The organism is Blastochloris viridis (assembly GCF_001402875.1).
Taxonomy (GTDB): Bacteria; Pseudomonadota; Alphaproteobacteria; order Rhizobiales; family Xanthobacteraceae; genus Blastochloris; species Blastochloris viridis.
The window spans coordinates 3,592,051-3,615,458 of sequence record NZ_CP012946.1 but is presented as its reverse complement, the minus strand read 5'-3'; the positions used below and the strand labels follow the sequence as shown (position 1 = coordinate 3,615,458).

The 23,408-nt window shown below is 68.5% G+C and carries 24 protein-coding genes; 12 read left to right on the top strand and 12 right to left on the bottom strand.

Annotated elements, in window-relative coordinates; all coding sequences use genetic code 11:
* Positions 1 to 5: 5 nt before the first annotated feature.
* Both lptE and leuS read right to left on the bottom strand, forming a co-directional pair.
* Positions 6 to 551: an LPS assembly lipoprotein LptE gene (gene lptE, locus BVIR_RS15660; RefSeq protein WP_055038472.1), complete on the bottom strand. Its 546-nt coding sequence runs from the start codon at positions 549 to 551 to the stop codon at positions 6 to 8.
* The gene (gene leuS, locus BVIR_RS15655; RefSeq protein ID WP_055038471.1) at positions 538 to 3,159 is read right to left on the bottom strand and encodes a leucine--tRNA ligase; all 2,622 of its coding nucleotides are present in this window, start codon (positions 3,157 to 3,159) and stop codon (positions 538 to 540) included. Before leuS ends, lptE begins: the two co-directional genes overlap by 14 nt.
* A gap of 247 nt (positions 3,160 to 3,406) precedes the next feature.
* Here leuS and BVIR_RS15650 point away from each other — a divergent pair, with 247 nt between their 5' ends.
* Complete coding sequence (locus BVIR_RS15650; protein ID WP_055038470.1) at positions 3,407 to 4,087, top strand: YggS family pyridoxal phosphate-dependent enzyme; 681 nt, start codon at positions 3,407 to 3,409, stop codon at positions 4,085 to 4,087.
* A gap of 89 nt (positions 4,088 to 4,176) precedes the next feature.
* Here the strand turns inward: BVIR_RS15650 and BVIR_RS15645 are convergent, their stop codons facing one another.
* The gene (locus tag BVIR_RS15645; protein ID WP_236823627.1) at positions 4,177 to 4,761 is read right to left on the bottom strand and encodes an invasion associated locus B family protein; all 585 of its coding nucleotides are present in this window, start codon (positions 4,759 to 4,761) and stop codon (positions 4,177 to 4,179) included.
* 346 nt (positions 4,762 to 5,107) lie between these two features.
* On the opposite strand from BVIR_RS15645, the gene BVIR_RS15640 reads away from it, so the two are divergent.
* Positions 5,108 to 5,674: a sigma-70 family RNA polymerase sigma factor gene (locus BVIR_RS15640; protein WP_055038468.1), complete on the top strand. Its 567-nt coding sequence runs from the start codon at positions 5,108 to 5,110 to the stop codon at positions 5,672 to 5,674.
* A 16-nt stretch (positions 5,675 to 5,690) separates the two neighbouring features.
* Here BVIR_RS15640 and BVIR_RS15635 read toward each other — a convergent pair whose 3' ends face one another.
* Complete coding sequence (locus BVIR_RS15635; protein WP_055038467.1) at positions 5,691 to 6,305, bottom strand: 2-hydroxychromene-2-carboxylate isomerase; 615 nt, start codon at positions 6,303 to 6,305, stop codon at positions 5,691 to 5,693.
* A 157-nt stretch (positions 6,306 to 6,462) separates the two neighbouring features.
* On the opposite strand from BVIR_RS15635, the gene BVIR_RS15630 reads away from it, so the two are divergent.
* Genes BVIR_RS15630 through BVIR_RS15620 form a run of 3 tightly spaced genes read left to right on the top strand, consistent with a single transcriptional unit; the run spans position 6,463 to position 8,470 of the window.
* Entirely contained in the window at positions 6,463 to 7,062 is a 600-nt protein-coding gene (locus BVIR_RS15630; RefSeq protein WP_055038466.1) for a LemA family protein, read from the top strand.
* Positions 7,063 to 7,073: 11 nt separating this feature from the next.
* A complete protein-coding gene (locus tag BVIR_RS15625; protein ID WP_055038465.1) occupies positions 7,074 to 7,862 on the top strand; it encodes a TPM domain-containing protein in 789 nt (262 codons plus the stop codon).
* Positions 7,862 to 8,470 (top strand): TPM domain-containing protein, encoded by a 609-nt coding sequence (locus tag BVIR_RS15620; RefSeq protein WP_055038464.1) that lies wholly within the window; start codon positions 7,862 to 7,864, stop codon positions 8,468 to 8,470. Before BVIR_RS15625 ends, BVIR_RS15620 begins: the two co-directional genes overlap by 1 nt.
* A gap of 19 nt (positions 8,471 to 8,489) precedes the next feature.
* Here the strand turns inward: BVIR_RS15620 and BVIR_RS15615 are convergent, their stop codons facing one another.
* On the bottom strand, positions 8,490 to 8,885 hold the full coding sequence (locus tag BVIR_RS15615; protein ID WP_055038463.1) for a thiol-disulfide oxidoreductase DCC family protein: 396 nt from the start codon (positions 8,883 to 8,885) through the stop codon (positions 8,490 to 8,492).
* Positions 8,886 to 9,397: 512 nt separating this feature from the next.
* On the opposite strand from BVIR_RS15615, the gene BVIR_RS15610 reads away from it, so the two are divergent.
* The 3 genes from BVIR_RS15610 to BVIR_RS15600 all read left to right on the top strand — a co-directional run bounded on the left by BVIR_RS15610 (position 9,398) and on the right by BVIR_RS15600 (position 11,868).
* Complete coding sequence (locus BVIR_RS15610; RefSeq protein WP_055038462.1) at positions 9,398 to 9,835, top strand: nuclear transport factor 2 family protein; 438 nt, start codon at positions 9,398 to 9,400, stop codon at positions 9,833 to 9,835.
* 434 nt (positions 9,836 to 10,269) lie between these two features.
* The gene (gene pdxY, locus BVIR_RS15605) at positions 10,270 to 11,133 is read left to right on the top strand and encodes a pyridoxal kinase PdxY (protein ID WP_055038461.1); all 864 of its coding nucleotides are present in this window, start codon (positions 10,270 to 10,272) and stop codon (positions 11,131 to 11,133) included.
* Between the two features lie 33 nt (positions 11,134 to 11,166).
* Positions 11,167 to 11,868, top strand: a complete 702-nt coding sequence (locus BVIR_RS15600; RefSeq protein WP_055038460.1) for an NUDIX hydrolase — start codon at positions 11,167 to 11,169, stop codon at positions 11,866 to 11,868.
* Positions 11,869 to 11,875: 7 nt separating this feature from the next.
* Here BVIR_RS15600 and BVIR_RS15595 read toward each other — a convergent pair whose 3' ends face one another.
* Together BVIR_RS15595 and BVIR_RS15590 are read right to left on the bottom strand one after the other, a co-directional pair.
* Complete coding sequence (locus tag BVIR_RS15595) at positions 11,876 to 13,249, bottom strand: patatin-like phospholipase family protein (RefSeq protein WP_055038459.1); 1,374 nt, start codon at positions 13,247 to 13,249, stop codon at positions 11,876 to 11,878.
* A 62-nt stretch (positions 13,250 to 13,311) separates the two neighbouring features.
* A complete protein-coding gene (locus BVIR_RS15590) occupies positions 13,312 to 13,698 on the bottom strand; it encodes a hypothetical protein (protein ID WP_055038458.1) in 387 nt (128 codons plus the stop codon).
* A 420-nt stretch (positions 13,699 to 14,118) separates the two neighbouring features.
* Between BVIR_RS15590 and BVIR_RS15585 the strand changes: the two genes are divergently transcribed.
* Positions 14,119 to 15,648, top strand: coding sequence for a DEAD/DEAH box helicase (locus tag BVIR_RS15585; protein ID WP_061349894.1), 1,530 nt, complete (start codon positions 14,119 to 14,121; stop codon positions 15,646 to 15,648).
* A gap of 57 nt (positions 15,649 to 15,705) precedes the next feature.
* Positions 15,706 to 15,981, top strand: a complete 276-nt coding sequence (gene infA, locus BVIR_RS15580; RefSeq protein ID WP_055038457.1) for a translation initiation factor IF-1 — start codon at positions 15,706 to 15,708, stop codon at positions 15,979 to 15,981.
* Positions 15,982 to 16,339: 358 nt separating this feature from the next.
* On the opposite strand, the gene BVIR_RS15575 is transcribed toward infA, so the two are convergent.
* Genes BVIR_RS15575 through BVIR_RS15565 form a run of 3 tightly spaced genes read right to left on the bottom strand, consistent with a single transcriptional unit; the run spans position 16,340 to position 19,514 of the window.
* Positions 16,340 to 17,341 carry an Hsp33 family molecular chaperone gene (locus tag BVIR_RS15575; protein ID WP_055038456.1) on the bottom strand — a complete coding sequence of 334 codons (1,002 nt, stop codon included), beginning with the start codon at positions 17,339 to 17,341 and terminating at the stop codon, positions 16,340 to 16,342.
* The gene (argF, locus tag BVIR_RS15570) at positions 17,338 to 18,282 is read right to left on the bottom strand and encodes an ornithine carbamoyltransferase (RefSeq protein WP_055038455.1); all 945 of its coding nucleotides are present in this window, start codon (positions 18,280 to 18,282) and stop codon (positions 17,338 to 17,340) included. The genes BVIR_RS15575 and argF overlap by 4 nt, the downstream gene beginning before the upstream one ends.
* Complete coding sequence (locus BVIR_RS15565; protein WP_236823626.1) at positions 18,279 to 19,514, bottom strand: aspartate aminotransferase family protein; 1,236 nt, start codon at positions 19,512 to 19,514, stop codon at positions 18,279 to 18,281. Before BVIR_RS15565 ends, argF begins: the two co-directional genes overlap by 4 nt.
* A gap of 389 nt (positions 19,515 to 19,903) precedes the next feature.
* On the opposite strand from BVIR_RS15565, the gene BVIR_RS15560 reads away from it, so the two are divergent.
* A complete protein-coding gene (locus BVIR_RS15560; protein WP_055038963.1) occupies positions 19,904 to 20,425 on the top strand; it encodes a GcrA family cell cycle regulator in 522 nt (173 codons plus the stop codon).
* Between the two features lie 486 nt (positions 20,426 to 20,911).
* Here BVIR_RS15560 and BVIR_RS15555 read toward each other — a convergent pair whose 3' ends face one another.
* Entirely contained in the window at positions 20,912 to 22,162 is a 1,251-nt protein-coding gene (locus tag BVIR_RS15555; protein ID WP_055038454.1) for a glycosyltransferase, read from the bottom strand.
* A gap of 163 nt (positions 22,163 to 22,325) precedes the next feature.
* Here BVIR_RS15555 and BVIR_RS15550 point away from each other — a divergent pair, with 163 nt between their 5' ends.
* The gene (locus BVIR_RS15550) at positions 22,326 to 22,937 is read left to right on the top strand and encodes an HD domain-containing protein (RefSeq protein ID WP_055038453.1); all 612 of its coding nucleotides are present in this window, start codon (positions 22,326 to 22,328) and stop codon (positions 22,935 to 22,937) included.
* Positions 22,938 to 23,058: 121 nt separating this feature from the next.
* Here the strand turns inward: BVIR_RS15550 and trxA are convergent, their stop codons facing one another.
* Positions 23,059 to 23,379, bottom strand: coding sequence for a thioredoxin TrxA (gene trxA / locus BVIR_RS15545; RefSeq protein WP_055038452.1), 321 nt, complete (start codon positions 23,377 to 23,379; stop codon positions 23,059 to 23,061).
* Positions 23,380 to 23,408: the final 29 nt, after the last annotated feature.

The following is a 23,408-nucleotide window of genomic DNA, read 5'->3' as shown; positions in this document are numbered from 1 at the left end:
GGCACTCAGCTTTGGGTGGCGAAATAGCTGGCCAGCCGCCCGAGGATTCGCTCGGCGATCAGCTTGGCCGCGCGGTTCTCGGCGTCGCGCTTGGCGCGGTCGCGGGCAAACACCTGCGAACCGCGCTCGATCGAGGCCTGGCCGGAGGTCAGCTCCCGCAGCACCACCTTGTCGGCGGCGGTATCGCGCAGCTCGTAGGTGGCGGTGAGGGTGACGATCTCGACGGTGGCGCGGCCGGTCACCGGGTCGATGGTCATCGACTGGGTGTTCTCGTTCAGCTGGACGTCGACCCGGTAGGGCGCGCCGGCCGGGTTGCCGGCGCCGCCGGCCAGCTCGAAGATCAGGGCGTTGCGGACTTCCAGGCCCACCCGGCCCTCGATGACCCGCACCTCGACGTTCGCCAGCTGGTGCTGCACGCCGGTGCCCGGCGTGCGTTCGGCGTAGAGCGGCGTGAAGCAGCCGCCCATGGCCAGGCTCAGGCCGAGCGCGGCCAGCACGGCGCGGCGCGGGCGCCGCCGGCGGGGGGACGAGTCTCGGTCAGGCAACGACATTGACGATCCTCTGCGGCACCACGATCACTTTCTTCGGCGGCTTGCCGTCCAGCGCCCGCTGCACCGCGTCCAGCCCCAGCACCGCCGCCTCGACCTCGGCATTGCCGGCCGCGCGCGGCACGGTGATGTCGGCACGCTTCCTGCCGTTCACCTGCACCGGAAGCGTGATGGTATCACGGGCGAGCAGCGAGGGCTCGACCTTGGGCCACGGCGCCACCGCGACGAGGTCGGCCTGGCCGAGCACCGTCCAGCATTCCTCCGCCAGATGCGGCATCATCGGGGCGAACACCCGGACCAGGATCTCGGCGGCTTCGCGCGCCGCTGCCCGGACATCGGCCGCGTGGCACGAGGTCTCGTCGAGATCGCCAATGGCGCCGGTGAGGCCGTTGGCGAGCTCATAGACCCGCGCCACCGCGCGGTTGAAGCGCAGCTTCTCGATGTCGTTCTCGATCTCGGCCAGCGCGCCGTGGGCGAGGCGGCGGATATCCAGCGCAGGCCCAGAGGCCTCGACAGGCGCCGGGGTGCCGGCCGGGGCCGCCAGTTCGGCGAGGTCGCCGACCAGCCGCCACAGCCGCTGAACGAAGCGCGCCGCACCCTCGACGCCGGAATCGGTCCACTGGATGTCGCGCTCCGGCGGGGTGTCCGACAGCATGAACCAGCGCGCGGTGTCGGCGCCGAAGCTGGCGATGATGGTGTCGGGGTCGACCACGTTCTTCTTCGACTTCGACATCGATTCGACCGCGCCGATGGTCACCGGCTCGCCCGTCTTCACATGGATGGCCGCGCCGTCCTTGATCGCGACCTCCTCGGGGAACAGCCAGCGGCCGTCCGCGCCCTTGTAGGTCTCGTGCGTCACCATGCCTTGGGTGAACAGGCCGGCGAACGGCTCGGTTGTGCCGAGGTGGCCGGTGAGCTTCATCGCCCGGGCGAAGAAGCGCGAATAGAGCAGGTGCAAAATCGCGTGCTCGACGCCGCCGATATACTGGTCGACCGGCAGCCAGCGGTCGACCACCTCGCGCTTGGTGGGTGTGGTCGCCCGCGGCGAGGTGAAGCGCGCAAAATACCAGGACGAGTCGACGAAGGTGTCCATGGTGTCGGTTTCGCGCCGCGCCGGCTTGCCGCAGCTCGGGCAGGGAACGTGCCGCCAGGTCGGGTGGCGGTCGAGCGGGTTGCCCGGCACGTCGAAGGTGACGTCGTCGGGCAGCTTCACCGGGAGATCTGCGTCGGGCACCGGCACCACGCCGCACGTCTCGCAATGGATCACCGGGATCGGGCAGCCCCAGTAGCGCTGGCGCGAGATGCCCCAGTCGCGCAGGCGGAAATTGACCTGGCGCTGGCCGACCGGGCGGCCGGAGCGATTTTCGCCCTCCAGGCGACGGGCGACTTCCTCTTTCGCTTGATCGACCGTCAGCCCGTCGAGGAAGCGGGAGTTGATCAGCCGGCCGTCGGCGTCGTGGGCCTCGGTGCCCACGGTATAGGTGGCGGCATCCGCCCCCTCCGGCAGCACCACCGGCGTCACCGGCAGGCCATAGGCGCGGGCGAAGTCGAGGTCGCGCTGGTCGTGGGCCGGGCAGCCGAAGATGGCGCCGGTGCCGTAATCCATCAAAATGAAGTTGGCGACATAGACCGGCAGCAACCAGTCGGGGTCGAAGGGATGGCGGGCGCGGAGGCCGGTGTCGAAGCCCTTCTTCTCGATGGTGGCCAGCGCCGCGGCGCTGGTGCCGACCCGGCGGCACTCCTCGGCGAACGCCGCCAGCTCGGGATTGCCCGCCGCCGCCGCTTTCGCCAACGGGTGGTCGGGCGACAGCGCAAGGAAGCTGGCGCCGAACAGGGTGTCGGCGCGGGTGGTGAACACCTCAAGCTCGGTCTGATCGGCCGGGGCGCCCTCGGCCAGCGCGAAGCGCACCAGCATGCCCTCGGAGCGGCCGATCCAGTTCTTCTGCATCAGCCGGACCTTCTCCGGCCAGCGCTCCAGGCCATCGAGGGCCGACAGCAGGTCCTCGGAGAAGGCGGTGATCCTGAAGAACCACTGGGTCAGCTCGCGCTGCTCGACCAAGGCGCCGGAGCGCCAGCCGCGGCCCTCGATCACCTGCTCGTTGGCGAGCACGGTGCAGTCGACCGGGTCCCAGTTGACTTTCGCACTCTTGCGCTCGACCAGCCCGGCCTTCAGGAAATCCAGGAACAGCGTCTGCTGCTGGTGGTAGTATTCCACGTCGCAGGTTGCGAACTCGCGGTCCCAGTCCAGCGACAGGCCCATGCTCTTCAGCTGGGCCTTCATGGTGGCGATGTTGGCGTAGGTCCAGGTGGCGGGGTGGGTATTGTGCTGCATCGCCGCGTTCTCGGCCGGCATGCCGAAGGCATCCCAGCCCATCGGGTGCAGCACGGCAAAGCCCCTGGCGCGCTTGTAGCGGGCCACCACGTCGCCCATGGTGTAGTTGCGCACGTGCCCCATATGGATGCGCCCCGACGGATAGGGGAACATCTCCAGCACGTAATAGCTCGGCCGCGGATCGGTTTCGTCGAGTTTGAAGATGCCGCGCTCATCCCACGCGGCGCGCCATTTCGGCTCGACGTCGCGGGCGTTGTAGCGCTCGGGTGTTTTTGTCATCGTGGATGTCGGATCGTCTGGCCGGTCAACGCTGAACTGCCCCGTAGCTGTGGCGCGAGGCGGAACCGCCCGGACTAGGACACGATCGCCCGGCGAGGTCAACGGCCTCACCCTGATTTCGCCGGGCCCGGCAGCGGGGCGGATCGGGCCGGGTTGCTGGCGCTGCCGGAGCCCGCGGCCGAACTGCCGCTTGCCGAACGCTATCGAAACATCCGATAGGCAGTGACCCGTAACAGAGCCGCCGAAAATGTCCGCCACCACCTCCGCCTTCGCCGCCAACCTCGCTTTTGTCCGCGCCGAGATCGCCAAGGCTGCCCGCGCCGCCGGCCGCGATCCGGCCGCCGTCACGCTGGTGGCGGTGTCGAAGACGTTCGAGGCCGAGGACATCTTGCCGGTGATCGAGGCCGGCCAGCGTGTGTTCGGCGAGAACCGCGTCCAGGAGGCCAAGGGAAAATGGCCGGCGCTGAAGGCCGCCTTTCCGGACGTCGAACTTCACCTGATCGGCCCGCTACAGACCAACAAGGTCAAGGACGCGCTCGGGCTGTTCGACGTCATCCACTCGCTCGACCGTCCCTCGCTGGCGGCCGAGCTGGCGAGGGGATTTGCCAAGCTGGAGGGCCGGCCGCCGCGGCTGTTCATCCAGGTCAATACCGGTGCCGAGCCGCAGAAGGCCGGGGTGCTGCCGCAGGAGGCCGACGCCTTTATCGCGCAATGCCGATCCGAGTTCGGCCTTTCGGTCGAGGGGCTGATGTGCATCCCGCCGGCGGACGAGGCGCCGGCGCCGCATTTCGCGCTGTTGGCGAAGATCGCCGCCCGCAACGGCCTTGCCGAGCGGTCGATGGGCATGAGTGCGGATTTCGCCTCCGCCATCGCCTTCGGTGCCACCTTCGTCCGGGTCGGCTCGGCGATCTTCGGCCACCGCGGCTGATCGGGCCCCGACTCGCCTCCGCGCCGGGCTTTTCGGCGGCGAGCCTTATCGGCCGCGATCCGCCGGGAAGCGGGCGGGCGAAAACCCGATTACTTGCACTCCTGCGCCACGCGATCCAGCGCCTGGGCAAGCCCCGACAGCGAGTAGCGGTCGGTCGATTCGTTGCCGCGGCGCGAGGTGCCCTTGATGGCGAGGTCCTTGCCGCGGCGCATGGTGTCGATCAGGCGCTGTTCCTCCGCCGGGTTCTTGATCCAGACGTTTTCGTCTTTGCTGGTCATGGCGAAGACGACGTTGCCGATCTGCATCGAGGCGTCGCCATCCCGGAGCGGAAAGCCCATTGTCGCCGAAACCTCGTTGCGCACGCCCTCGCCCGGCCGGTGGCTGATGAACATGAAGCCAGGGTCGCGCTTGAGCGAGGCCGGCTGGCGGTCCTTGGGCTGCGACAGGGCGTAGCAAATCTTGGTCTTCGGAGTCTGGCTGACATAGGCGGCCCAGTCGCCGAATTTGCCGAGCAGTTCGGGAGCGGCGACCGGCGCCGCCGCCGCCGGCTTGGTCGGCTTTGCCTGCGCCAGCTGGATGTTGGATTGAGCGGATGTCGGCTGAGCGGGTGCCTCCGCGGCGAATCCGACACCGAACGCGACCATCAGCGCAGCCCCGACCACATTCCTTCCCATCTTCGTCCCGCCCTCTCAGTTGTCCGCTTGAGCTTCGCACGAAGCCGAGCGGCGGCGAAGCCTCGCCGACCGGCCGAGCCGCCGCTTATCGACCGACGGGGCCAAAAAAAAGGCGCAAATGCCGCTCAGGCGCGAATTCCTATGGATGGCGACCAGCCGCGGCGCGCCGCGGCTGTCCGGAAAGGACCGCTCGCCGCGGAATTTTGCTCGCCGCGCGGTATTTCATGCCACGGCGGTGCAACGCGATGGATCGAACCGGTCGCTCCAACGCTTGGACTTTGTTCGGAACTTCTGGACTATGATTGCGATACCCGAGCCTGACTGGGCCGGAGCGTGAGGAGTCGGCGTGACGTTGCAGGACGAATGGGCCGATCTGATCGCGGCGGTGGCCGAACGGCGTGACCGGTCGGCCTTTACCCGGCTGTTCGATCACTTCGCCCCCCGCATCAATGGCTATCTGCTGCGACTCGGGGCCGATTCGGCCCTCGCCGACGAACTGACCCAGGAGGTGATGGTCACGCTGTGGCGCAAGGCCGAGCAGTTCGACCGCTCGAAGTCCTCGGTCGGCACCTGGCTTTACCGCATCGCTCGAAACCGCCGGATCGACATGCTGCGGCGCGACCGCTCCGAGCCGCTCGACACCGACGAGGCCGAACTGGTGCCTTCCGACGACACCGCGGCGGACGACGCGCTCGATTCGATGCAGCGCGAGGACCGCGTCCGCGCCGCGATGAAGACGCTGCCGCCCGAGCAGCTGGCTTTGATTCGGCTCGCGTTCTTTGAGAACCTGTCGCACAGCGATATCGCCGACAAGCTGCGCCTGCCGCTCGGCACGGTGAAATCGCGCATCCGTCTCGCCTTCACCCGGCTGCGCCGCCAACTCGAGGCGGGTGGAGTCGACGCCGCCGTTTGACCACCTGTTCACCTGCTCAGGCCGGCAGCCCCCAGCGCTGCCCCTGCGCAAAGGCCAGCGCGTCGGCGAGGCGGTCGCTGCCCCAGAACAGCTCGCCATCGGCCGCGGTGAAGCTCGGTGCGCCGAAGATGCCGCGCTGTTCGGCCGCTGCCGTCGCCGCCCGCAAGCTCGCCTTGACCTCATCGCTCGCCGCGCGCGCCAGCACCGCCTCGGCGTCGTGGCAAAGAGCGGTCAGCAGCCGCGCCATCACGCTGCGGTCAGCGATGTCCGCGCCACCGACGAATTCGGCGCGGAACACCGCCCGGGAGAAGGCCGGGCGGTCGGTGTCGGCGAGCGCGGTGGCGACCCGCGCCGCCAGAAGGCCGTTGGCCGGAAACGGGTCGGGCCGAACGATGGCAGGGTAGCCGAGCCGGGCAGCGAGGCGCGCCAGATCGCGCCACATATGGCGGCCCTTGGCGGGATAGAGGTTGAATGGCGAGGTGGTGTAGCCCTGGCCGGCGAAGATCGGCCCGAGCAGGAATGGCCGCCAGGTCACCTCGACCCCGGCCACTGCCGCAGCGTCGTCCACCGCCTCCGCCGCCAGGAAGGAATAGGTCGAGGCAAAGTCGTACCAAAACGTCAGCGTCGGCATCGCGCCTCATCCCTTCATTGTTTCTTGGCGGAGACCGTGCCCCGCAAGTTGCGGCCGGCGCCGGGCTTCCGGCTGCCGCGCCGCCACGCTACGCTGTGTTGCCGTGGCGGCGAAAGCCGGCTGTTGGCATTCGCTTCGCCTGCGACAGGAGGGTTCCATGATCGCCATCCGCGCTCTGCGCGCGCCGCTGTTTGCCGTGCTGCTCGCGTTCGGTGTCGCCGGTTGCGGCGTCAACACCATTCCCTCCGCCGAGGAGGAGGCCAAGGCGACCTGGAGCGAGGTGCTGAACCAGTACCAGCGCAGGTCCGATCTGGTGCCAAACCTGGTCGAGACCGTGCGCGGCTTCGCCAAGCAGGAGCGCGAGGTGCTCGAAGCGGTGGTCAATGCCCGCGCCAAAGCGACCTCGGTCCAGCTGTCGCCGGACGTTTTGACCAACCCGGAAGCGTTCAAGCGCTTCCAGGACGCCCAGACCCAGCTCTCCGGCGCGCTCGGCCGGCTGATCGCGGTGTCGGAAGCCTACCCGGACCTGAAATCCAATCAGAACTACCTCGCACTGCAGTCGCAGCTCGAGGGCACCGAGAATCGCATCGCGGTGGCGCGGCGCGACTACATCGAGGCGGTGCGCCGCTACAACACCGAGCTCAAGACCTTCCCCGGCGTGCTGTGGGCCTCGACCCTCTACCGCGCCTACCAGCCGATGGCGACCTTCACCATCTCCGAGGAGCAGATGAAGGTGCCGCAGGTGAAGTTCAATTGAGCCGGCGGCGGGTGACGCAGGTTGGCGCGCTGGCGACGGCGCGGTTTGCCGTCGCCAGCTGGCTCCTGTCGTTCGTGCTCACTCTAGCGCTCGCCGGGCCGGTGGTGGCCGAGACCTCGCCGGTCTTTCCGGCGCTGACCGGCCGGGTGGTCGACGACGCCGGCATCATCGACCCCGCCCGCCACGCCGCCATTACCAAACAGCTGGCCGACTATGAGGCCAAGACCACCGATCAGATCGTGGTGGTGACGCTCAAGTCGCTGCAGGGCACCACCATCGAGGAGTTCGGCTACCGCCTCGGGCGGTCCTGGCAGATCGGCCAGGCCGGCAAGAACAACGGCGCGCTGCTGATCGTGGCGCCGAACGAGCGCAAGGTGCGCATCGAGGTCGGCTATGGCCTTGAAGGGACACTGACCGACGCGATCGCGCGGGTGATCATCGACACCGCCATCTTGCCGAAGTTCCGCACCAAGGATTTCGCTGGCGGCATCGCCGCCGGGGTCGACGCCATCATCGATGTGCTGACCCATGACGATTCGGAGTGGAAGGCGCGTGCGGTCGCGCCGCCGCCGGAGCCCGATTGGGTTGGGCTCGTCATCGTCGGCGCGATCATCGTGATCATCGTGATCGTGTTCATTCTGAGCGCCCACGGCGGCGGGCCGCCTGCTCGAGGCCGCAGCCGCGACTTCGTGGTCGGCTCGGGGGCGTCCTCGGGCGGGTCGTGGTCCGGCGGCTCGGGCGGCGGCTTTTCCGGCGGTGGCGGCTCGTTTGGCGGCGGCGGCTCGTCGGGGGACTGGTAATGATCGATGACAGCGTCCGAACCCGCATCATGGCGGCCATCGCCGCCGCGGAATCGCAAACGTCCGGCGAAATCGTCTGCTTGATCGCCCGCCGCGCCAGCGACTGGCGGATGTGGCCGCTGGCCTATGCCGCCGCGGCGGCGCTGGCGGTGCCTTTGCCCGCGCTTTTCGCCACGACGTGGTCGGCGGCGATGATCTACGCGGTGCAGCTCACCGTGTTTGCCATCGTCGCGGCCGCTGGCCTGGTGCCGGCGGTGCGGCTCGCCTTGGTGCCGAGATCGATCAGGCGGTCGCGGGCGCACCGCGCCGCCGTCGAGCAGTTCGTCGCCCGCGGCTTGACCGGGACGAAGGGACGTACCGGCGTCTTGATCTACGTCGCGCTGGCCGAGCGTTCGGCTCAGGTCATCGCCGACCGCGGCATCTACGAAAAGGTCGGTCCCGAGGTGTGGCGGACCGCGGTCGACACGCTGACCGCGGCGATCAAACGAGGCGAGCCGGCGAGCGGGTTCGAGTCCGCCATCGCCGCGGTCGGCGAGGTGCTGGCAGCGCATTTTCCGCGTGTCCGCACCGACGTCGACGAGCTGCCGAATCGGCTGATCGAGATCTGAACCCAACGGCGGTCGATCGCTATTGCTGCCGCGGCGGCGGCAGCACGCGCCGCACCAGCGGCATCACCACCAGCCACAGCCGATAGGCGACTTCGAGCACAGCCGCGCCGGCGCGGGTGGCCGCGAGCCGGCCGAGACGGCGGAACTTCGGCAGCGCCAGCCACAGCGAGGCGAAGGCGGCGCCGCCATCGGCCAGCGTGCCGTCAGCGCGTCGGACATGGAAACGGCCATCCGCCTCGGCCCGGGTCAGGTCGGCGGCGACCAGTGCGTCGCTCGACCCTGAGATGTCGGTCCAAACGATCGAATCGGCGCCGTCGCAGCCGCGATAGTGCGCAATCTCGCGGGCACACACCGGGCAGGAGCCATCATAATAGACCGTGGTGGCGGGAGCGGAACTCAAAGCGGCATGTGTCATCTCAAACCCGAAAAGCCGTCGCCGGCGGTACCGGTATGGGGGATACGCCGGTCGCGGTGGGTGGATCATGCGACGCCGGCCGCCTCACGCGGAGTTGTCTCTGGGCCGCAATGAAAACGCGATTTGGGCCGACCAGCCGGCGAGACCGATCTCTGACGTCAGCCGGCGAAATCGGCACCGGCACGGCACCGCTGGTCGCCCAACGCGGCACCGGACATCGCGTCCAGGTGGCTTAAAGTCCTCCAAATTGGGGAGGTGAATGAGCGCATAGGTTGCAATACTGTCAGGATGGTCAAATCGAGTTGTCACACACGGAAAGATTGCGTGAGGACGCGTCGCCCAAAATGGCACGTTATTCTACCGAACGCAGTGTGAGGGCGCCGGCACAACCTGAGTGCAGAAGGCCAATACTGTAAATTCTAACAGTGGCCTGTCATTCCGACATCGTGAAATGTCCTGGTCCACGAACTTCCACCGTGATCCAGGTTCACGGTCGAAACAGGGGCACGCCGATGGACCGCTCAGACGTGACGCAGATCATTCTCGAGGCCTATGATAGCCGCTGGCGGGGAGACCTTGAAGCCGCGCTGGCCTGTTTCCATCCCGAGGTGAGGATCTCCTCCCTTGGCGATCCTGAAGTGGTGCCGTTCGCCGGCCGCTACAACGGGCTCGACGGCTTGAAAGTGTATCTCGACCGGCTCGGCGCGTGGGCGCAGCCGGTGGGCCCCACCCTGCAGGACCTGATCGTTGACGGCACCCGCGCCGTGGTGCGCTGGACCATGCCGGTGCGAAGCGGGCGGGCCACGGAGCCGGCCAAGCTGCAGTTCATCGATGTCGTCAGCCTCGATCACGATCTGATCGTCGCGGTCGACCAGTTCCTCGACACCGCCGCTGCCGCCAGGCTGTTTCAGGACGGCGGCGAGGGCGGCGGGACCAGGGCGGTGGCCTGAACACCGTCCGATCTGGACAATGCTCATCGGTGGCCGCCGATAGGCTCGGATCGCGGCGGGACAGAACGTGATCGGCGGCACCGGGCTTCACTCGAAATCCGGCCGATCCGGCCGGCGTTTCGTCGCCCGGAATCCCTACGGCCTGCATCGGTCGCGCGCAAAGGTTGGCGGCGAACCAGCGTGCGAACCCGGCTCGAAGCGCACCGGTGCCGGGCGCAACCGGTACTGCCTGCACGGGCGCGGGGATGGCGCCCTTCGCAAAAGCCGTTCCCATCGCCGCACAAATTGGATTAAGCAGGCGGCCGGGCCGGGCGGCGGCCCGCTTCGCAACACGCCCGTGCCGTCGGTCGGGCCATGCGGCCGCCTTGCGGTGCTGCCTTGCGGCCGCGTCCGCCACCCTGCCTTGGTCCTGCAAGTTCGGCGTTCTTCCCGCAATGAACATTCTGTCGATCCAATCCCACGTCGCGTTCGGTCACGTCGGCAACGCCTCGGCGGTGTTTCCGCTGCAGCGCCTCGGTGTCGAGGTGTGGCCGATCCACACCGTCCAGTTCTCCAACCACACCGGGTATGGCGCCTGGACCGGCCAGGTATTCGACGGCGCCGCCATCCGCCAGATCGTCAGTGGCATCGCCGACCGCGGCGTGTTGCCGACCTGCGATGGCGTGCTGTCCGGATACATGGGCGGCGCCGACATCGGCGAAGCGATCCTTGACGCCGTCGAGCGGGTGCGCGCCGCCAACCCGGCCGCGCAGTATTGCTGCGATCCGGTGATCGGCGACGTCGGCCGCGGCATCTTCGTACGGCCGGGCATTCCCGAGTTCATGCGCGAGCGGGCGGTGCCGGCTGCCGACGTGGTGACGCCCAATCAGTTCGAGCTCGATTTTCTCGCCGGGGGTGCGGTTTCAACGCTGGGATCGGCACTGAAGGCTGCCGACACCGTCCACCGGCTCGGCCCCAAGGTGATCTTGGTCACCAGCCTGGTTACCGATGACACGCCGAGCGATGCCATCGACCTTCTGGTGTCGGACGCCGCCGGCAAATGGCGGGTGCGTACGCCGCGGCTCGGCCTGTCGGTCAATGGCGCCGGCGATGCCATCGCCGCGCTGTTCTTCTATCATTGGAAGCGCACCGGCTCGGCCCGTGACGCGCTGGTGCTGGCGGCGTCCTCGACCTTCGGCCTGCTCAAGCGCACCGATGATGCCGGCTCGCGCGAGATCCTCACCGTCGCCGCTCAGGACGAGTTCGTCGCGCCGAGCCGGGTGTTCACCGCCGAACCGGTCTCCGGCGCGGCGGGATGACCGGCGGGCGGGCGTGAAAGGCGCGACGATGCCATGAGCCTGCCGGCGATCCGTCACATCGACGCGACCGATTTCGACGTCGGCGCCCCGCAATGGCCGCTGGCGGTGGAGCGCCGGGCCGACATCGACCGCAATTTCGCCGAGCGGAAGCGAGCGCAGCCGAAACTGTGGAACGGCCGGGTGCTGCTGTTCCGCGACGTTGCCTGTCACGGCGGCACCCTCGCCGGCCGGGCGTTCGAGACCGATTTCGCCAGCTTTCTGTGGTGGCGCGGCACCGGCTTTCCCGACGACGCCGTCCGCAACGTGTTCGGCATGGCCGCGGTGCGGGGCCGCGACGGTGGCTTTCTGCTCGGCGTGATGGCCGACCACACCGCGGCGGCCGGACAGGTCTATTTTCCCGCTGGAACGCCCGATCCCGGCGACGTGCGGGGCGGCCGGGTCGACCTCGCCGGTTCGGTGGTGCGGGAGTTGCGCGAGGAGACCGGGCTCGATGCCGTGGCGTTTCGCGCCGAGCCGGGCTGGACCGCGGTGTTCGCCGGCCCGCGCATCGCCGTGATCAAGGTGTTTGCGGCCGATCAGACCTGCGCGGCGCTGCTGGCCCGGGTGCGCGCCGGGATCGGCGCCGACCCCGAGGCCGAGCTGGCGGATGTCATCGCCGTGTATCGCCGCGCCGATATTCCCGCTGCCGCGCCGGTCTTCATGCGGGCTTACCTAACGGCGTCGCTGTCCGATTGACGGCGTCTCAGCGCACGCCGAGGCTTTGACGCACCACCGGGTGGGCCATGGTGGCCTCGATGCCGGCATTGACCACCAGGTCGACCTCGTCCCGCTCGAGCTTGAGCCGGGTCGGCACCGCGTTGAGAATGGCGGCGCGGTCGCCGAGTTGGCTGAAGGCGATCTCGGCGATGTCGAACGTGACGTCGGCGCAGCGCCAGCCCGGCCCGGCGCCGAGCTTTTGGGCCTCGGCGGCGGAAAGGCCGCAGCGCCATTTGCGCGTCGCCGCCTCCCACTGGCTCATGGTGAGGCGGAAGGCGTCGAACGACGAACTGGCGGCGGCGTCGATGGCGGTGTCGGTGACGGCGCCGAACAGCTCCCGCCCCGACGGTCCCTCCAGCTTGCGCCCCCAGTCGCCGCTCGGCCCGCGGCCGGCATTGACCACGACGAACAGCACGCGGCGCAGCTTGACCGCGCGCTCCGGCGTCAGCGGCGCGTAGGGCTTGTCGACGATCTCGCGGGTGATGACGATGCCGGTCAGGCCGAAATTGTCGACCAAGCCGCCGTCGGCCAGCTTGACGTAGCGGAGCTGGCCGGGGTCGCGATAGCGGGTCAGGGCCTGGGCAAAAGCGCGGACCTGGCTTCCGGCGGTCGAGCTTTTCAGCACCCGGTTGACCCAGCTCGGCAGCGGCGCCTCGCAGGAGTTGGGGAATGATTCCAGCACGATCGGCGCGAACGCCACCGGCACCGCCGCCGACGCGGCCACCGCGTGCGACAGCGGATAGGTGGTGATGTCGCTGCACAGCGCCGTGAAGGTCGACGGCGAGAAGTGGAACGGCGTCCGGTTGTAGAGATCGGAGGCGTTGATCCACACCAGCGGCCGGTTCGGCCGGTAAAGATCGGCGATGGTGGCGCCGTGGAACAGCTGGCGATCGAGCCAGGCCGGCAGGCGGGTGGAGTCGTTGACGCCGCCTTCCAGGCCCCGCACCAGGTTGGCGACGCTGATCTGGGTGTCGAGGCTTTCCTCGGCGTTCCGCTCCAGGAACTTCTCGCGGAAGTCGGTCAGGGCGTCGCGGCCCTTGAGGCCGAAATAGGCGGCGGCAACCGAGCCGCCCGACACGCCCGACACGAACACCACGCGGTCGAGGTTGCTGCGGCCGCCTTTGCCCGGCATGCGGTCGAGTGCTGTGAGCACACCGTGGGCGAACGCCGCCGCGCGGGTGCCGCCGCCGGAAAACGACAACGCAACCGCGACGTCGCCGGAAATCACCGCCGAATCGGCCGCGTCCAGCCGCGGCGACTCCGCGGTGATCGGCCGGTTGGCCGGCAGGTTGAAGACGGTTCCGCAGCCGGCAGCCACGGCGCCGAGCAGCGCGACCACGGCGAGTCGGCGGCGTGTCATTGCTGTTGTCTCACAGATGGAAGGCCCAGGCGGCCGATACGATCGAACGACGTGAGCAGGGGTTACGTCCCGCCGGCGAGGTCGCGACGACGAACCGGGCCTTCGCCTTGCGGAACCGGGTAGCCGAAGCGGCGCTTGGTGGCGTTCATCAGCGCGATCGCTTCGTAGCTGCGGGCGGCTTGGCAGGCGGCCACCGCCGGCCGGAGCTCGTTGATCACCTTATCATAGACCGGCTTGTTGACGTGGCCGGTGCGAAGGTCGTTGTCCATCACCGACTTGTAAGCAGAAAGCTCGGCGCCGCAAGGCTCACCGAACGGGATGTCGAGGGTCGCGACGCTCGCGTTCGGATTGACCGGCGCGGCGGGCGCGGGCGCGGTGGCGGTCTCCAGTGTGTTGCAGGCGGCAAGGGCGAGAGCGGCGATCAGGGGAACGGCACGTACCAGGGACATCGTAGGCCTCTTCGGAAACCATGGTCGTGATCTCGTCATAGCAGCGAGATTGTGGCCTTGAAATAACCATACGAAGGCGGCATGAGAGAGACACCGGGATTCGTGGCGACTGTGGCTGCGAGGCCTCGCGTGCGCGCAACCTTCGTTCCGGGGTCGACCTTGTACGGTTTCGACCCTCATTTGAAGGTTCTGGCCCATTTCGCCCGGTTTCAGACCCGACAGCCCTAGTCACGCGGGCGCGTCTCGACCGTTCCCGCCGCCGCGGCCGCGCCCACACCGGGCTCGCACTGCCGCGCCTGTGGGCTCGCCGGAGTCGCCCGGTCCATTCGTTTCCGGTGGACGGCTCCATGTTGGTGTCCTCTCGCGTCGCGACCTAGCGCCGGAACGGTGCATTGCGGACGACGCAAAGAAAGCAACCCCTTGACCGAATTCTCAACGCTCGGCCTCGCTGCGCCCATCCTGCGCGCCCTCGCCGAGGCGAACCACACCCATCCGACCCCGATCCAGCTCCAGGCGGTTCCGCCGGTTCTCGCGGGCCGTGACCTGGTCGGCATCGCCCAGACCGGCACCGGCAAGACCGCGGCGTTCGCGCTGCCGATCCTCAACCGCCTCGCCACCCACCCCGGCCCGGCCCGGCCCGACAAGGGCACGGTGCGCGCGCTGATCCTGGCGCCGACCCGCGAACTCGCCGGCCAGATTCTCGACTCGGTGAAAATCTATGGCCGCCACCTGCGTCTGAAGACGGCGCTGGCCATCGGCGGCGTGTCGATCAATCCGCAGATCAAGGCGCTGGCCCACGGCGTCGACGTGTTGGTGGCGACGCCCGGCCGGCTGATGGACCTCCATAACCAGCGGGCGGTCCGGCTCGACCGGGTCGAGGTCCTGGTGCTGGACGAGGCCGACCAGATGCTCGACATGGGCTTCATCCAGACCGTGCGCAGAATCGTCGGGCTGCTTCCGGCCCACCGCCAGAGCCTGTTGTTCTCGGCCACGATGCCGAAGGAGATCGAGTCGCTGGCGGCGAAAATGATGCGCGAGCCGGTGCAGGTGGCGGTGAACCCGGTAGCCAAGACCGCCGACCGCATCGATCAACGCGTGCTGTTCGTCGACAAGGCCGCCAAGACGGCGGCGCTGGTCGACGTGCTGAGCCTGGAGTCGGTCGACCGCGCCCTGGTGTTCGCCCGCACCAAGCATGGCGCCGACAGAATCGTGCGTGCTCTTGACAAAGCCGGCTTGCCGGCGGCTGCAATCCACGGCAACAAGTCGCAGAATCAGCGCGAGCGCGTGCTGGCCGCTTTTCGCAGCGGCAGCGTGCGGACGCTGGTGGCGACCGATATCGCCGCGCGCGGCATCGACGTCGCGGGTATCAGCCATGTGGTGAATTTCGACTTGCCGAACGTGCCGGAGAGCTACGTCCATCGTATCGGCCGAACCGCCCGCGCTGGCGCCGCGGGGGTGGCGATCTCGCTGTGCGATGCCGAGGAGCGGCCGTATCTGAAGGCGATCGAGAACCTGATCCGCTGCTCGATCCCCACGGTCGACAAGCGGGGCGAGGTGGTGGCCCGGGCCGAGCCGTTCAGGCGCGATGCCGCGGCAGCCGCCGACGCATCGGCGCCGACCCGGACGAAGCCGGTCCGCAGCCGGTCGAAGCGCCGGCCGGGGTCGGCGGAGGGACGGCAGGCTGGTGGCGTGGCGGTCGCGCCGGCGAAGACCGAGCAACGTCCGGCCGGCAAGGCGGGACGCGAGCGTGTGGCAGCGCCGTCAGCGCCGGCGGCGGCGGCTCCGCGCGCCGGGCGGCCGGCGCAGCAGGGGGCGCCGACCCGCGGCAAGTCGCGCTCGGCCAGCCGGGAGCCGGCGAGCGAGGCCGGGTTTGCGTCGATGGCGTTCATGCGGCCGGTCCGGCGGCCGCGTCCGGACGAGCGCGCGTCGGCGGGGCGCCCGACGCGTTGAGGTGTCACGCGGGTCCCCGGCGCTGCGAGCCGGGGACCTGCCTTTTGGAGTTAAAGGATGTCAAAAGAAGAACTGCTCGAATTCGACGGCGTCGTCACCGAGGTGTTGCCGGACGGCAATTTCCGGGTGCGCCTCGACAACGATCACGAAATCCTCGCCTACGCGGCCGGCAAGATGCGCAAGCACCGCATCCGCACTATCGCGGGCGACCGCGTGGTGGTCGAGATGTCGCCCTACGACTTGGAGCGTGGCCGCATCAACTTCCGCCACAAGGCCGAGAGCTCCGGCCCGATCGGCTCCGGTCAGCGCCGGCCGCAGTTCCGGCGGCGCTGACCCGGCGCCCCCGCGCCGGTGCGGTCATCCCGCCTGACGTACCAGCGCCTCGATCCGGGTGACGGCAGCTGCCGGATCCTCGCGCAGGCGGTCCAGCCTGCCGTGCAGCGCCCTGATTTCCAACTTGGCCGTCAGCTTGACCCGCCGCCGCGAGCGTCGGCGGCGCGAGGTCGAGCAGGATGACGCGGTTGGGTCGATCGGCGCCAGCGCGGGTGCGCTGGGCGTCGCCCCGCCATCACCACGCCAAAGCTGAAGATGAACGGCCCATCCGCCGCGCCATGGCGATGCGGCGCGATGGCGCGGTTGATTTTGGGATCACGAACGGATCATCGGAAAAACGTCCGCGCCGGAAACCGCATCAATCCGTCGCGCTGGCGTCCGGGATGCCGACCTCGGATGGCTCGACGATGTAGCGGCTGGAGCAGAACTCGCACGTCACCGTGATCTTGCCGTCCTCAACCATGTGCTGGCGGTCATCGAGCGAAAAGCGGTTCAGCATGTCGCGGATGGTCTCGACCGAGCAGCGGCAGAAATTGGTGACCGGCCGGGGCGCGAACACCCGCACGCCGCGCTCATTGAACAACCGCCACAACAGCCGCTCCGACGACAATGCCGGGTCGACCAGTTCGTGATCCTCCACGGTGGCGGCCAGGGTGCGCGCTTCGACCCAGGCGTCGTCTTCCGCGACCGTGCCCGGTTCGATGCCGGCCGGGGCGTCGCCGGGATCGAGGTCGGCACGCGCCATGCGTTCGGGGTCGGCCGGCATGAACTGCACCATCAGCCCGCCGGCGCGCCAACTGCGCTTGGTGCCGTCCGCGGTCGCCGTCATCTCTTCGGCGACCGCCAGGCGGACGAAGGTCGGGATCTGCTCCGACTGGGCGAAATACTGGTGGGCCGCCGCCTCCAGCCCCTGGCCGGCAAGTTCGACCACGCCTTGGTAGCGGCTCATGTCCGGCCCCTGGTCGATGGTCATGGCGAGGTGGCCCCGCCCGATCATCGCTGCCGGCCGAGTGTCGGTCGCCGCCGCCACCAGCTCCGCGTCGAACCTCGCGCACGCCCGGATCTTGTCCGGGGTCTCGAAATCGACCACCAGCATCCGCACCGGGCCATCGGTCTGGGTCTGCAGGATGAAGCGGCCGTCGAACTTCAGCGCAGTCCCCAGCAGCACGCCGAGCGCCACCGCTTCGCCGAGCACCCGCGAGACCGGCTCGGGATAGCCGTGGCCGGCAATCACCGCGTCGACCGCCGGGCCGAGCGTGACGATCCGGCCGCGCACGTCGAGCGTGTCGACCTGGAACGGGGTGATGCGGTCTTGTTCGGCGACGGGGTCGGGAAGGCGCCCGGGGACCTCTGCGGTCATGCCGCGGGCTCCGCGTGCAGGCACCACGCCAGAATGCTCTTCTGGGCGTGCAGCCGGTTTTCCGCCTCGTCGAAGACCGCCGACTGCGGCCCGTCCATCACCTCGTCGGTGACCTCCTCGCCGCGGTGGGCGGGCAGGCAGTGCAGGAAGATGGCGTCGGGCGCGGCGAGCGACATCAACCGGCCATTGACCTGGTAGGGCTGCAATAGATTGTGGCGGTGCTCGGCCTCGCGGTCGCCCATCGACACCCAGGTGTCGGTGATGACGCAGTCGGCGCCGCGCGCTGCGGCGTCGGGATCGTGGCCGAAGGTGACGCGGGCGCCGGTGCGCTGGACGAACTCCCTCACCGCCGGGCGCGGCCCGAGCTCGGGGGGCGTGGCGACGCGCAGCGAGAACTGGAAGCGCTCGGCAGCCTGCACCCACGACGCCAGCACATTGTTGGCGTCGCCGGTCCAGGCCACTGTGCGGTCGCGGATCGGCCCCCTGCGCTCCTCGAAGGTCATGACGTCGGCCATCACCTGACAGGGATGGGACAGGCGGGTCAGCCCGTTGATCACCGGAACGGTGGCGTAGCGCGCCAGCTCGGTCACCGCGTCGTGATCGAGGATGCGGATCATGATGGCGTCGACGTAGCGCGACAGCACCCGCGCGGTGTCGGCGATGCTCTCGCCGCGGCCGAGCTGCATCTCGCTGCCGGTGAGCATGATGGTCTCGCCGCCGAGCTGGCGCATGGCGACGTCGAAGGATACGCGGGTGCGGGTCGAGGGCTTGTCGAAGATCATCGCCAGCACCCGGCCCTCCAGCGGCCGGTCGGATCGCACGCCGGCGACGCGTGCCTGCTTCATCTCGGCGCCATGGTTGAGGATGCGCCGCAGCTCGCCGGCGGAGAGCTGGTCGAGGTCGAGGAAATGCCGGGGGCCGCCGGCGCCGTTGCTGGTCATGCCGCCGCTCCCGTCTTCGGATCGGAGGTCCGCGCCGCCGACAGTTGTGCGCAGGTGCGGTCGATCGCCTCGACCGCGGTTGCGATGTCCGCCTCGCCGATGGTCAAGGGCGGCAGCAGCCGCACCACGTTGTCGCCGGCGCCGACGGTGAGCAAAAGATTCTCGCGCAGCGCCGCCTGCAATTGGGTGCTGGGGATCAACGCCTTGAGGCCGAGCAGCAATCCCTCGCCGCGCACCTCGGCGATGATGTCGGGGTGGCGGTCCTTGAGTTCGGCCAGCCGCTGCTTGAGCAGCAGCGCGGTGTGCCGCACCTGGTCCATGAAGCCTGGCTCCAGCACGATGTCGAGCACAGCGTTGCCGACGGCCATCGCCAGCGGGTTGCCGCCGAAGGTCGAGCCGTGGGTGCCGGCGGTCATGCCGCGCGCCGCCGCGGTGGTGGCAAGGCACGCTCCCATCGGAAAGCCGCCGCCGATGCCCTTGGCAATCGCCATGATGTCGGGGGTGATGCCGGCCCACTCATGGGCAAACAGCCGCCCGGTGCGGCCGACGCCGGTCTGAACCTCGTCGAGCACCAGCAGCAGCCCGGCGTCGTCGCACAGCTTGCGCAACGCGCGCAGCATCTCCGGCGCAAACGGCCGAACCCCACCCTCGCCCTGGACCGGCTCGAGCAGGATGCCGGCGGTGGCCGGCCCGATCGCGCCGCGCACGACGTCGAGGTCGCCGAACGGCACCTGGTCGAAGCCGTCGACCGGCGGGCCGAAGCCCTCAAGATATTTCGCCTGGCCGCCGGCGGCGATGGTGGCGAGCGTGCGGCCGTGGAAGGCGCCCTCGAAGGTGATCAGGCGGTAACGCTCCGGCTGCCCGCCGGCGGCGTGGTACTTGCGCGCCATCTTGATCGAGCACTCGAGCGCCTCGGCGCCGGAATTGGTGAAGAATACCGTATCGGCGAAGGTGGCCTCGACCAGGCGCGCGCCGAGGCGCTCGCCCTCCGGGATGCGGTAGAGGTTGGAGACATGCCACAGCCGGGCCGCCTGCTCGGTGAGAGCGGCGACGAGGTGGGGATGGGCGTGGCCGAGCGAAATGACTGCGACGCCGCCGCCGAAATCGAGAAAGCGTCGGCCGTCCTCGGCGGTCAGCCAAGCACCCTCGCCGCGCACGAAGGCGAGGTCGGCACGGGCGTAGGTCGGCAACAGGACGGAAGGGCTTTTGCTAGGCACAGTCTTGGCGGTCACGGGACGCCTCTCCGACAGGCTCGCTAGACCGGGGTCACAACCGGCGCGATGCGGAACGGGCTAAAAGAGGGCAGCAAACGAAACGTGCCGCCCCGCGGGGCGGCACATTCACAGTGAATAGTACCCCCCGGTAAGCCTGTGTCAACATGGCCACACCAGTCGAGATTGTTACGACAGCGCCGGCCGTTTGTTGGGGAAAATGACTCGCGAGTCCGGCGGACTCTTGTCGGCGAGTCAGCACCTATTGTAGCCTTCTTTCGGTCCGGCACGACATCTCGGTGCGACGGCCAGTTCCCCTTTGAGTGATGCGGCGCGTTTCGCCGAGCTTTTGTTGGCTCGGCACGGGGAGCGATTCGGCCCGCAGGATGTGTCGGACCCAGGACGAGAGGCTGACGACGATGTCGTGGAACGAAGAGCGGATCGAACTCCTGAAGAAGCTGTGGGCGGATGGCCTTTCGGCCAGCCAGATCGCAGCGGAACTGGGCGGCATCACGCGCAACGCCGTGATCGGCAAAGTACATCGGCTCGGCCTATCCGGCCGGGCGAAAACACCTTCGGCGGCCGTGCCGCGCTCGCGCAAGCAGCGCACCCAGACGCCCCCGCGGCAAGGCGGGTTCGTCCACGGCAATGTCGTGCTGGCGCCCCGGGTCGCGCCGGAGGAGATGCCGGAGGTCGAGCCGGAATGCGCGGTCGAACCGGTGGAAAACGTGGTGCCGATCGGCCAGCGCTGCACCATTCTCGACCTCACCGAGGCCACCTGCCGGTGGCCGCTTGGCGAGCCGGGCCGCGCCGACTTCTCCTATTGCGGCGGCCGGGCGACGCCTGGCCTGCCCTATTGCAGCTTCCACGCCCGGATCGCGTACCAGCCGGTGGTCGACCGTCGGCGCGACCGCCGCGTGGTCGGCGGCTGACGCGCCAGCCGGCGGCATCACCGGACGGCCGGCGCGCCGGAGCGTCCGACCCAACGGGGGGTACGGTTCTCGGCCGCTCTGGCCGCCGAGCCGCAGTCCCACCGTCGAAAACCGCAGTTTCGCGACACGCATTCTCGTCGGGACGATGTTCTGGACTGCCATCCGACCTGACGGCGTCAGGTCGGATGGCAGTCCAGGTTTTGACGTTTCGCTCCCAACGCCGGTGTCCGCTGTTGCGAGCGCATGCGTTGAATCAAAGGCTTGAAGCGACCTGGTACCCGAGGTGCTGACGGCTGACCGTTCTCGGCCTCATGGTGAGGAGGCTGCGAAGCGACCGTCTCGAACCATGGGGCAGGCCTCAGCTCGAAAGTCCGCCTTCGAGACCCGCTGTCGCGGGCTCCTCAGAGCTTGTGAATCTTTTCGATTCCGCCGCCCGTTCCACCGCGCGGCGTGCCGGCGCTCCGGCCTGTCGCAGCCCTTGAGCCTTCAGTAAACCCGCGCGGCAAGCCGGCGGACGCGGTGCTGCCGGCGCTGAATGATCTGGTTCAGGATCGTCGCGATCTCGAACACGGCAAAGTTCTTCGGGACGTTCCGGTCGATATTGGCTTTGAAGGACGCCAGCGACGCCAGCATCGTCTGCACGGCGCCGACGATATCCTTCTCGAAGCTCTTCACCGCCAACCCGACCTGCATCTCCAGGATCCAATCGACGTTGGGGCGCTCCTGCGGCATCGTGCTCTTGTTGCATTCGACGATGACCGGGCAGCCGACGTGGATGGCTTCGCTGACGCTGCCGGGGCCCGGCTTGCCGATCAGGAAATCCGCCAGCCGCATGTAATCGGCAACGTTGGCAACGAAGCCGACGGCGTGGCAGCCCGCCCGGCCCTGCAGGCTGTCGTAGAGCTTTTTGTTGTTGCCGCACATCACGATGGTCTGAAGCTTGAGCTTGGCCGCCTCGAACTGCTCGAGGATGCTCAACGACACGCTCAATGACCCGTTGCCGCCGAACATGATGATCGCGGTGGGTAGGCTTGGCCGAAGGCCGAGGTGCTCGCGGGTCAATTGCCACTTCGCAGCGTCCTTGTAGAAGGATTTGCGAAGGATCATGCCGGAAACCTCATAGATATTCTGCGCCCGGTAGAACCCGCTGGTCTTGGCCTGTTCGAGCGCGCGCTGCGTGCCGCAGACCACGACTTGGTCCTGATCCTCCATCCAGAAGTGCGGCGGGCAGTCGACCATGTCGGTCATGACGGTGACGAACGGCGTGTTCGGGTGGACCGCCTTCAGCGCCCGAAACATCACGCCGTTGAAATTGGGGATCACCGAGACGACGAGGTCGGGCGCCTCGGCGTCGGGCCGGCACCAATAGCGCTTGAGGATCCCTTCGATCTTCGGCGCGTTCAGCTCGATGTAGGTTTGCAGGATGGGCAGGATCGCGCCGAGCCCGAACGTGACGCCGCGTTTGAGCGCGACGTTGTAGATGTCCTGGGTCTGGAACGGCCGGAAACTCAGGCGCGGCGCCAGTGGCACCAGATATTTGTGCAGCGGGCGGGACAGCTTTTCGGTGATCTGGTGAACCGGGTCGGCCGGCTCGAGGAGTTTCTGCAGGTTGACCGGCTTGATGCACCAGGTCGGATAACGCTCCTCCAGAACTTCCTTCAGCGCGTTCATCGCGCTGCGGTGGCCGCCACCGGCGTCGAAATAGACGATCTCGAGGACTGCACTCGGCTGTCTCATGGTGAATGATCTAATGGCTCGAAGCGGTGAGATCCAGCGACGCCGACAGCGAAAAGCGTAGCACGTCCGCTTCGGCTGCGCAGTCCGCCGTCACGCCCGCAGCCGGCTTGCGCGCCGCACGCCGCTTGCCGCGGCCGGCCGGCTGCTGTAGCCCGCGCAAATCATGGCCCGCTCCGATGATTCCGCCCCGCCGCGCGCCTGGCAGCGCATGCTGTCCGGCCGCCGGCTTGATTTGCTCGACCCCTCCCCGCTCGACGTCGAGATCGAGGACATCGCCCACGGCCTGGCCCGGGTGGCGCGCTGGAACGGCCAGACCCGCGGCCCCCACATTTTTTCGGTGGCCCAGCACGTGCTGCTGGTCGAGGCGATCTCGCGGCGGCTCGCGCCCAACCTCGACCGCTCGTGGCGGCTGGCGGTGCTGCTGCACGACGCGCCGGAATACGTCATCGGCGACATGATCTCGCCGTTCAAGGCGGTGATGGGCGGCGCCTACAAGACGGTGGAGGCGCGATTGCAGGCCGCCATCCACATCCGGTTCGGGCTGCCGCCGGCATCGCCGGCGGAGCTGCACCGGCTGACCAAGGCCGCCGACCGCGGCGCCGCCTATCTGGAGGCGACGCGGCTCGCCGGCTTCTCCGATGACGAGGCGCGCAAGTTCTTCGGTGCGCCGCCGGACCTGCCCGCCGCCTCCGCCGAGCGCCTGCTGGCGCCGTGGACCGCGGGCGAGGCGGCGCGAAAATTCCTCACCCGCTTTCGCGCCCTGGCCGGGGATTGACCCCGGCCTGCGGGCGCGTCGGCACCCGGACGACCGGCAGGCTCCGTCGCAAAAGCTTGTTCGAAAACAAGATTTTTGCCGAGGCGACGATGCCGCGACGGCGGGCCGGCCGCAACGCCCGTCACACCGCCGAGTGCACCCATTGCACCAGCTTGGCCTTCGGCGCGGCGCCGACCTGGCGCGAGGCCAGCTCGCCGTTCTTGAACAGCATCAGGGTCGGGATCGACATCACGCCGTATTTCGCGGCAGTCGCCGGGTTTTCGTCGACGTTCAGCTTGACGATCTTAATCTTTCCGGCCATTTCCGCGGCAATTTCGTCGAGAACCGGCGCGATCATCCGGCACGGTCCGCACCATTCCGCCCAGAAATCGACGAGAACAGCATCGCTCGACTTCAGAACATCCTGGTCGAAGCTGGCATCAGTTACCTTGGAGACAGCCATGGCCGGTCCTTTCCATTGGAAGGCGGGGT

What these genes read in the sequence shown, in the direction of transcription:
- lptE (WP_055038472.1), bottom strand. Translation starts at nt 551, where the DNA reads ATGTCGTTGCCTGACCGAGACTCGTCCCCCCGCCGGCGGCGCCCGCGC.
- leuS (WP_055038471.1), bottom strand. Translation starts at nt 3,159, where the DNA reads ATGACAAAAACACCCGAGCGCTACAACGCCCGCGACGTCGAGCCGAAA.
- BVIR_RS15650 (WP_055038470.1), top strand. Translation starts at nt 3,407, where the DNA reads ATGTCCGCCACCACCTCCGCCTTCGCCGCCAACCTCGCTTTTGTCCGC.
- BVIR_RS15645 (WP_236823627.1), bottom strand. Translation starts at nt 4,761, where the DNA reads ATGGGAAGGAATGTGGTCGGGGCTGCGCTGATGGTCGCGTTCGGTGTC.
- BVIR_RS15635 (WP_055038467.1), bottom strand. Translation starts at nt 6,305, where the DNA reads ATGCCGACGCTGACGTTTTGGTACGACTTTGCCTCGACCTATTCCTTC.
- BVIR_RS15630 (WP_055038466.1), top strand. Translation starts at nt 6,463, where the DNA reads ATGATCGCCATCCGCGCTCTGCGCGCGCCGCTGTTTGCCGTGCTGCTC.
- BVIR_RS15620 (WP_055038464.1), top strand. Translation starts at nt 7,862, where the DNA reads ATGATCGATGACAGCGTCCGAACCCGCATCATGGCGGCCATCGCCGCC.
- BVIR_RS15615 (WP_055038463.1), bottom strand. Translation starts at nt 8,885, where the DNA reads ATGACACATGCCGCTTTGAGTTCCGCTCCCGCCACCACGGTCTATTAT.
- BVIR_RS15610 (WP_055038462.1), top strand. Translation starts at nt 9,398, where the DNA reads ATGGACCGCTCAGACGTGACGCAGATCATTCTCGAGGCCTATGATAGC.
- pdxY (WP_055038461.1), top strand. Translation starts at nt 10,270, where the DNA reads ATGAACATTCTGTCGATCCAATCCCACGTCGCGTTCGGTCACGTCGGC.
- BVIR_RS15600 (WP_055038460.1), top strand. Translation starts at nt 11,167, where the DNA reads ATGAGCCTGCCGGCGATCCGTCACATCGACGCGACCGATTTCGACGTC.
- BVIR_RS15595 (WP_055038459.1), bottom strand. Translation starts at nt 13,249, where the DNA reads ATGACACGCCGCCGACTCGCCGTGGTCGCGCTGCTCGGCGCCGTGGCT.
- BVIR_RS15590 (WP_055038458.1), bottom strand. Translation starts at nt 13,698, where the DNA reads ATGTCCCTGGTACGTGCCGTTCCCCTGATCGCCGCTCTCGCCCTTGCC.
- infA (WP_055038457.1), top strand. Translation starts at nt 15,706, where the DNA reads ATGTCAAAAGAAGAACTGCTCGAATTCGACGGCGTCGTCACCGAGGTG.
- BVIR_RS15575 (WP_055038456.1), bottom strand. Translation starts at nt 17,341, where the DNA reads ATGACCGCAGAGGTCCCCGGGCGCCTTCCCGACCCCGTCGCCGAACAA.
- argF (WP_055038455.1), bottom strand. Translation starts at nt 18,282, where the DNA reads ATGACCAGCAACGGCGCCGGCGGCCCCCGGCATTTCCTCGACCTCGAC.
- BVIR_RS15555 (WP_055038454.1), bottom strand. Translation starts at nt 22,162, where the DNA reads ATGAGACAGCCGAGTGCAGTCCTCGAGATCGTCTATTTCGACGCCGGT.
- BVIR_RS15550 (WP_055038453.1), top strand. Translation starts at nt 22,326, where the DNA reads ATGGCCCGCTCCGATGATTCCGCCCCGCCGCGCGCCTGGCAGCGCATG.
- trxA (WP_055038452.1), bottom strand. Translation starts at nt 23,379, where the DNA reads ATGGCTGTCTCCAAGGTAACTGATGCCAGCTTCGACCAGGATGTTCTG.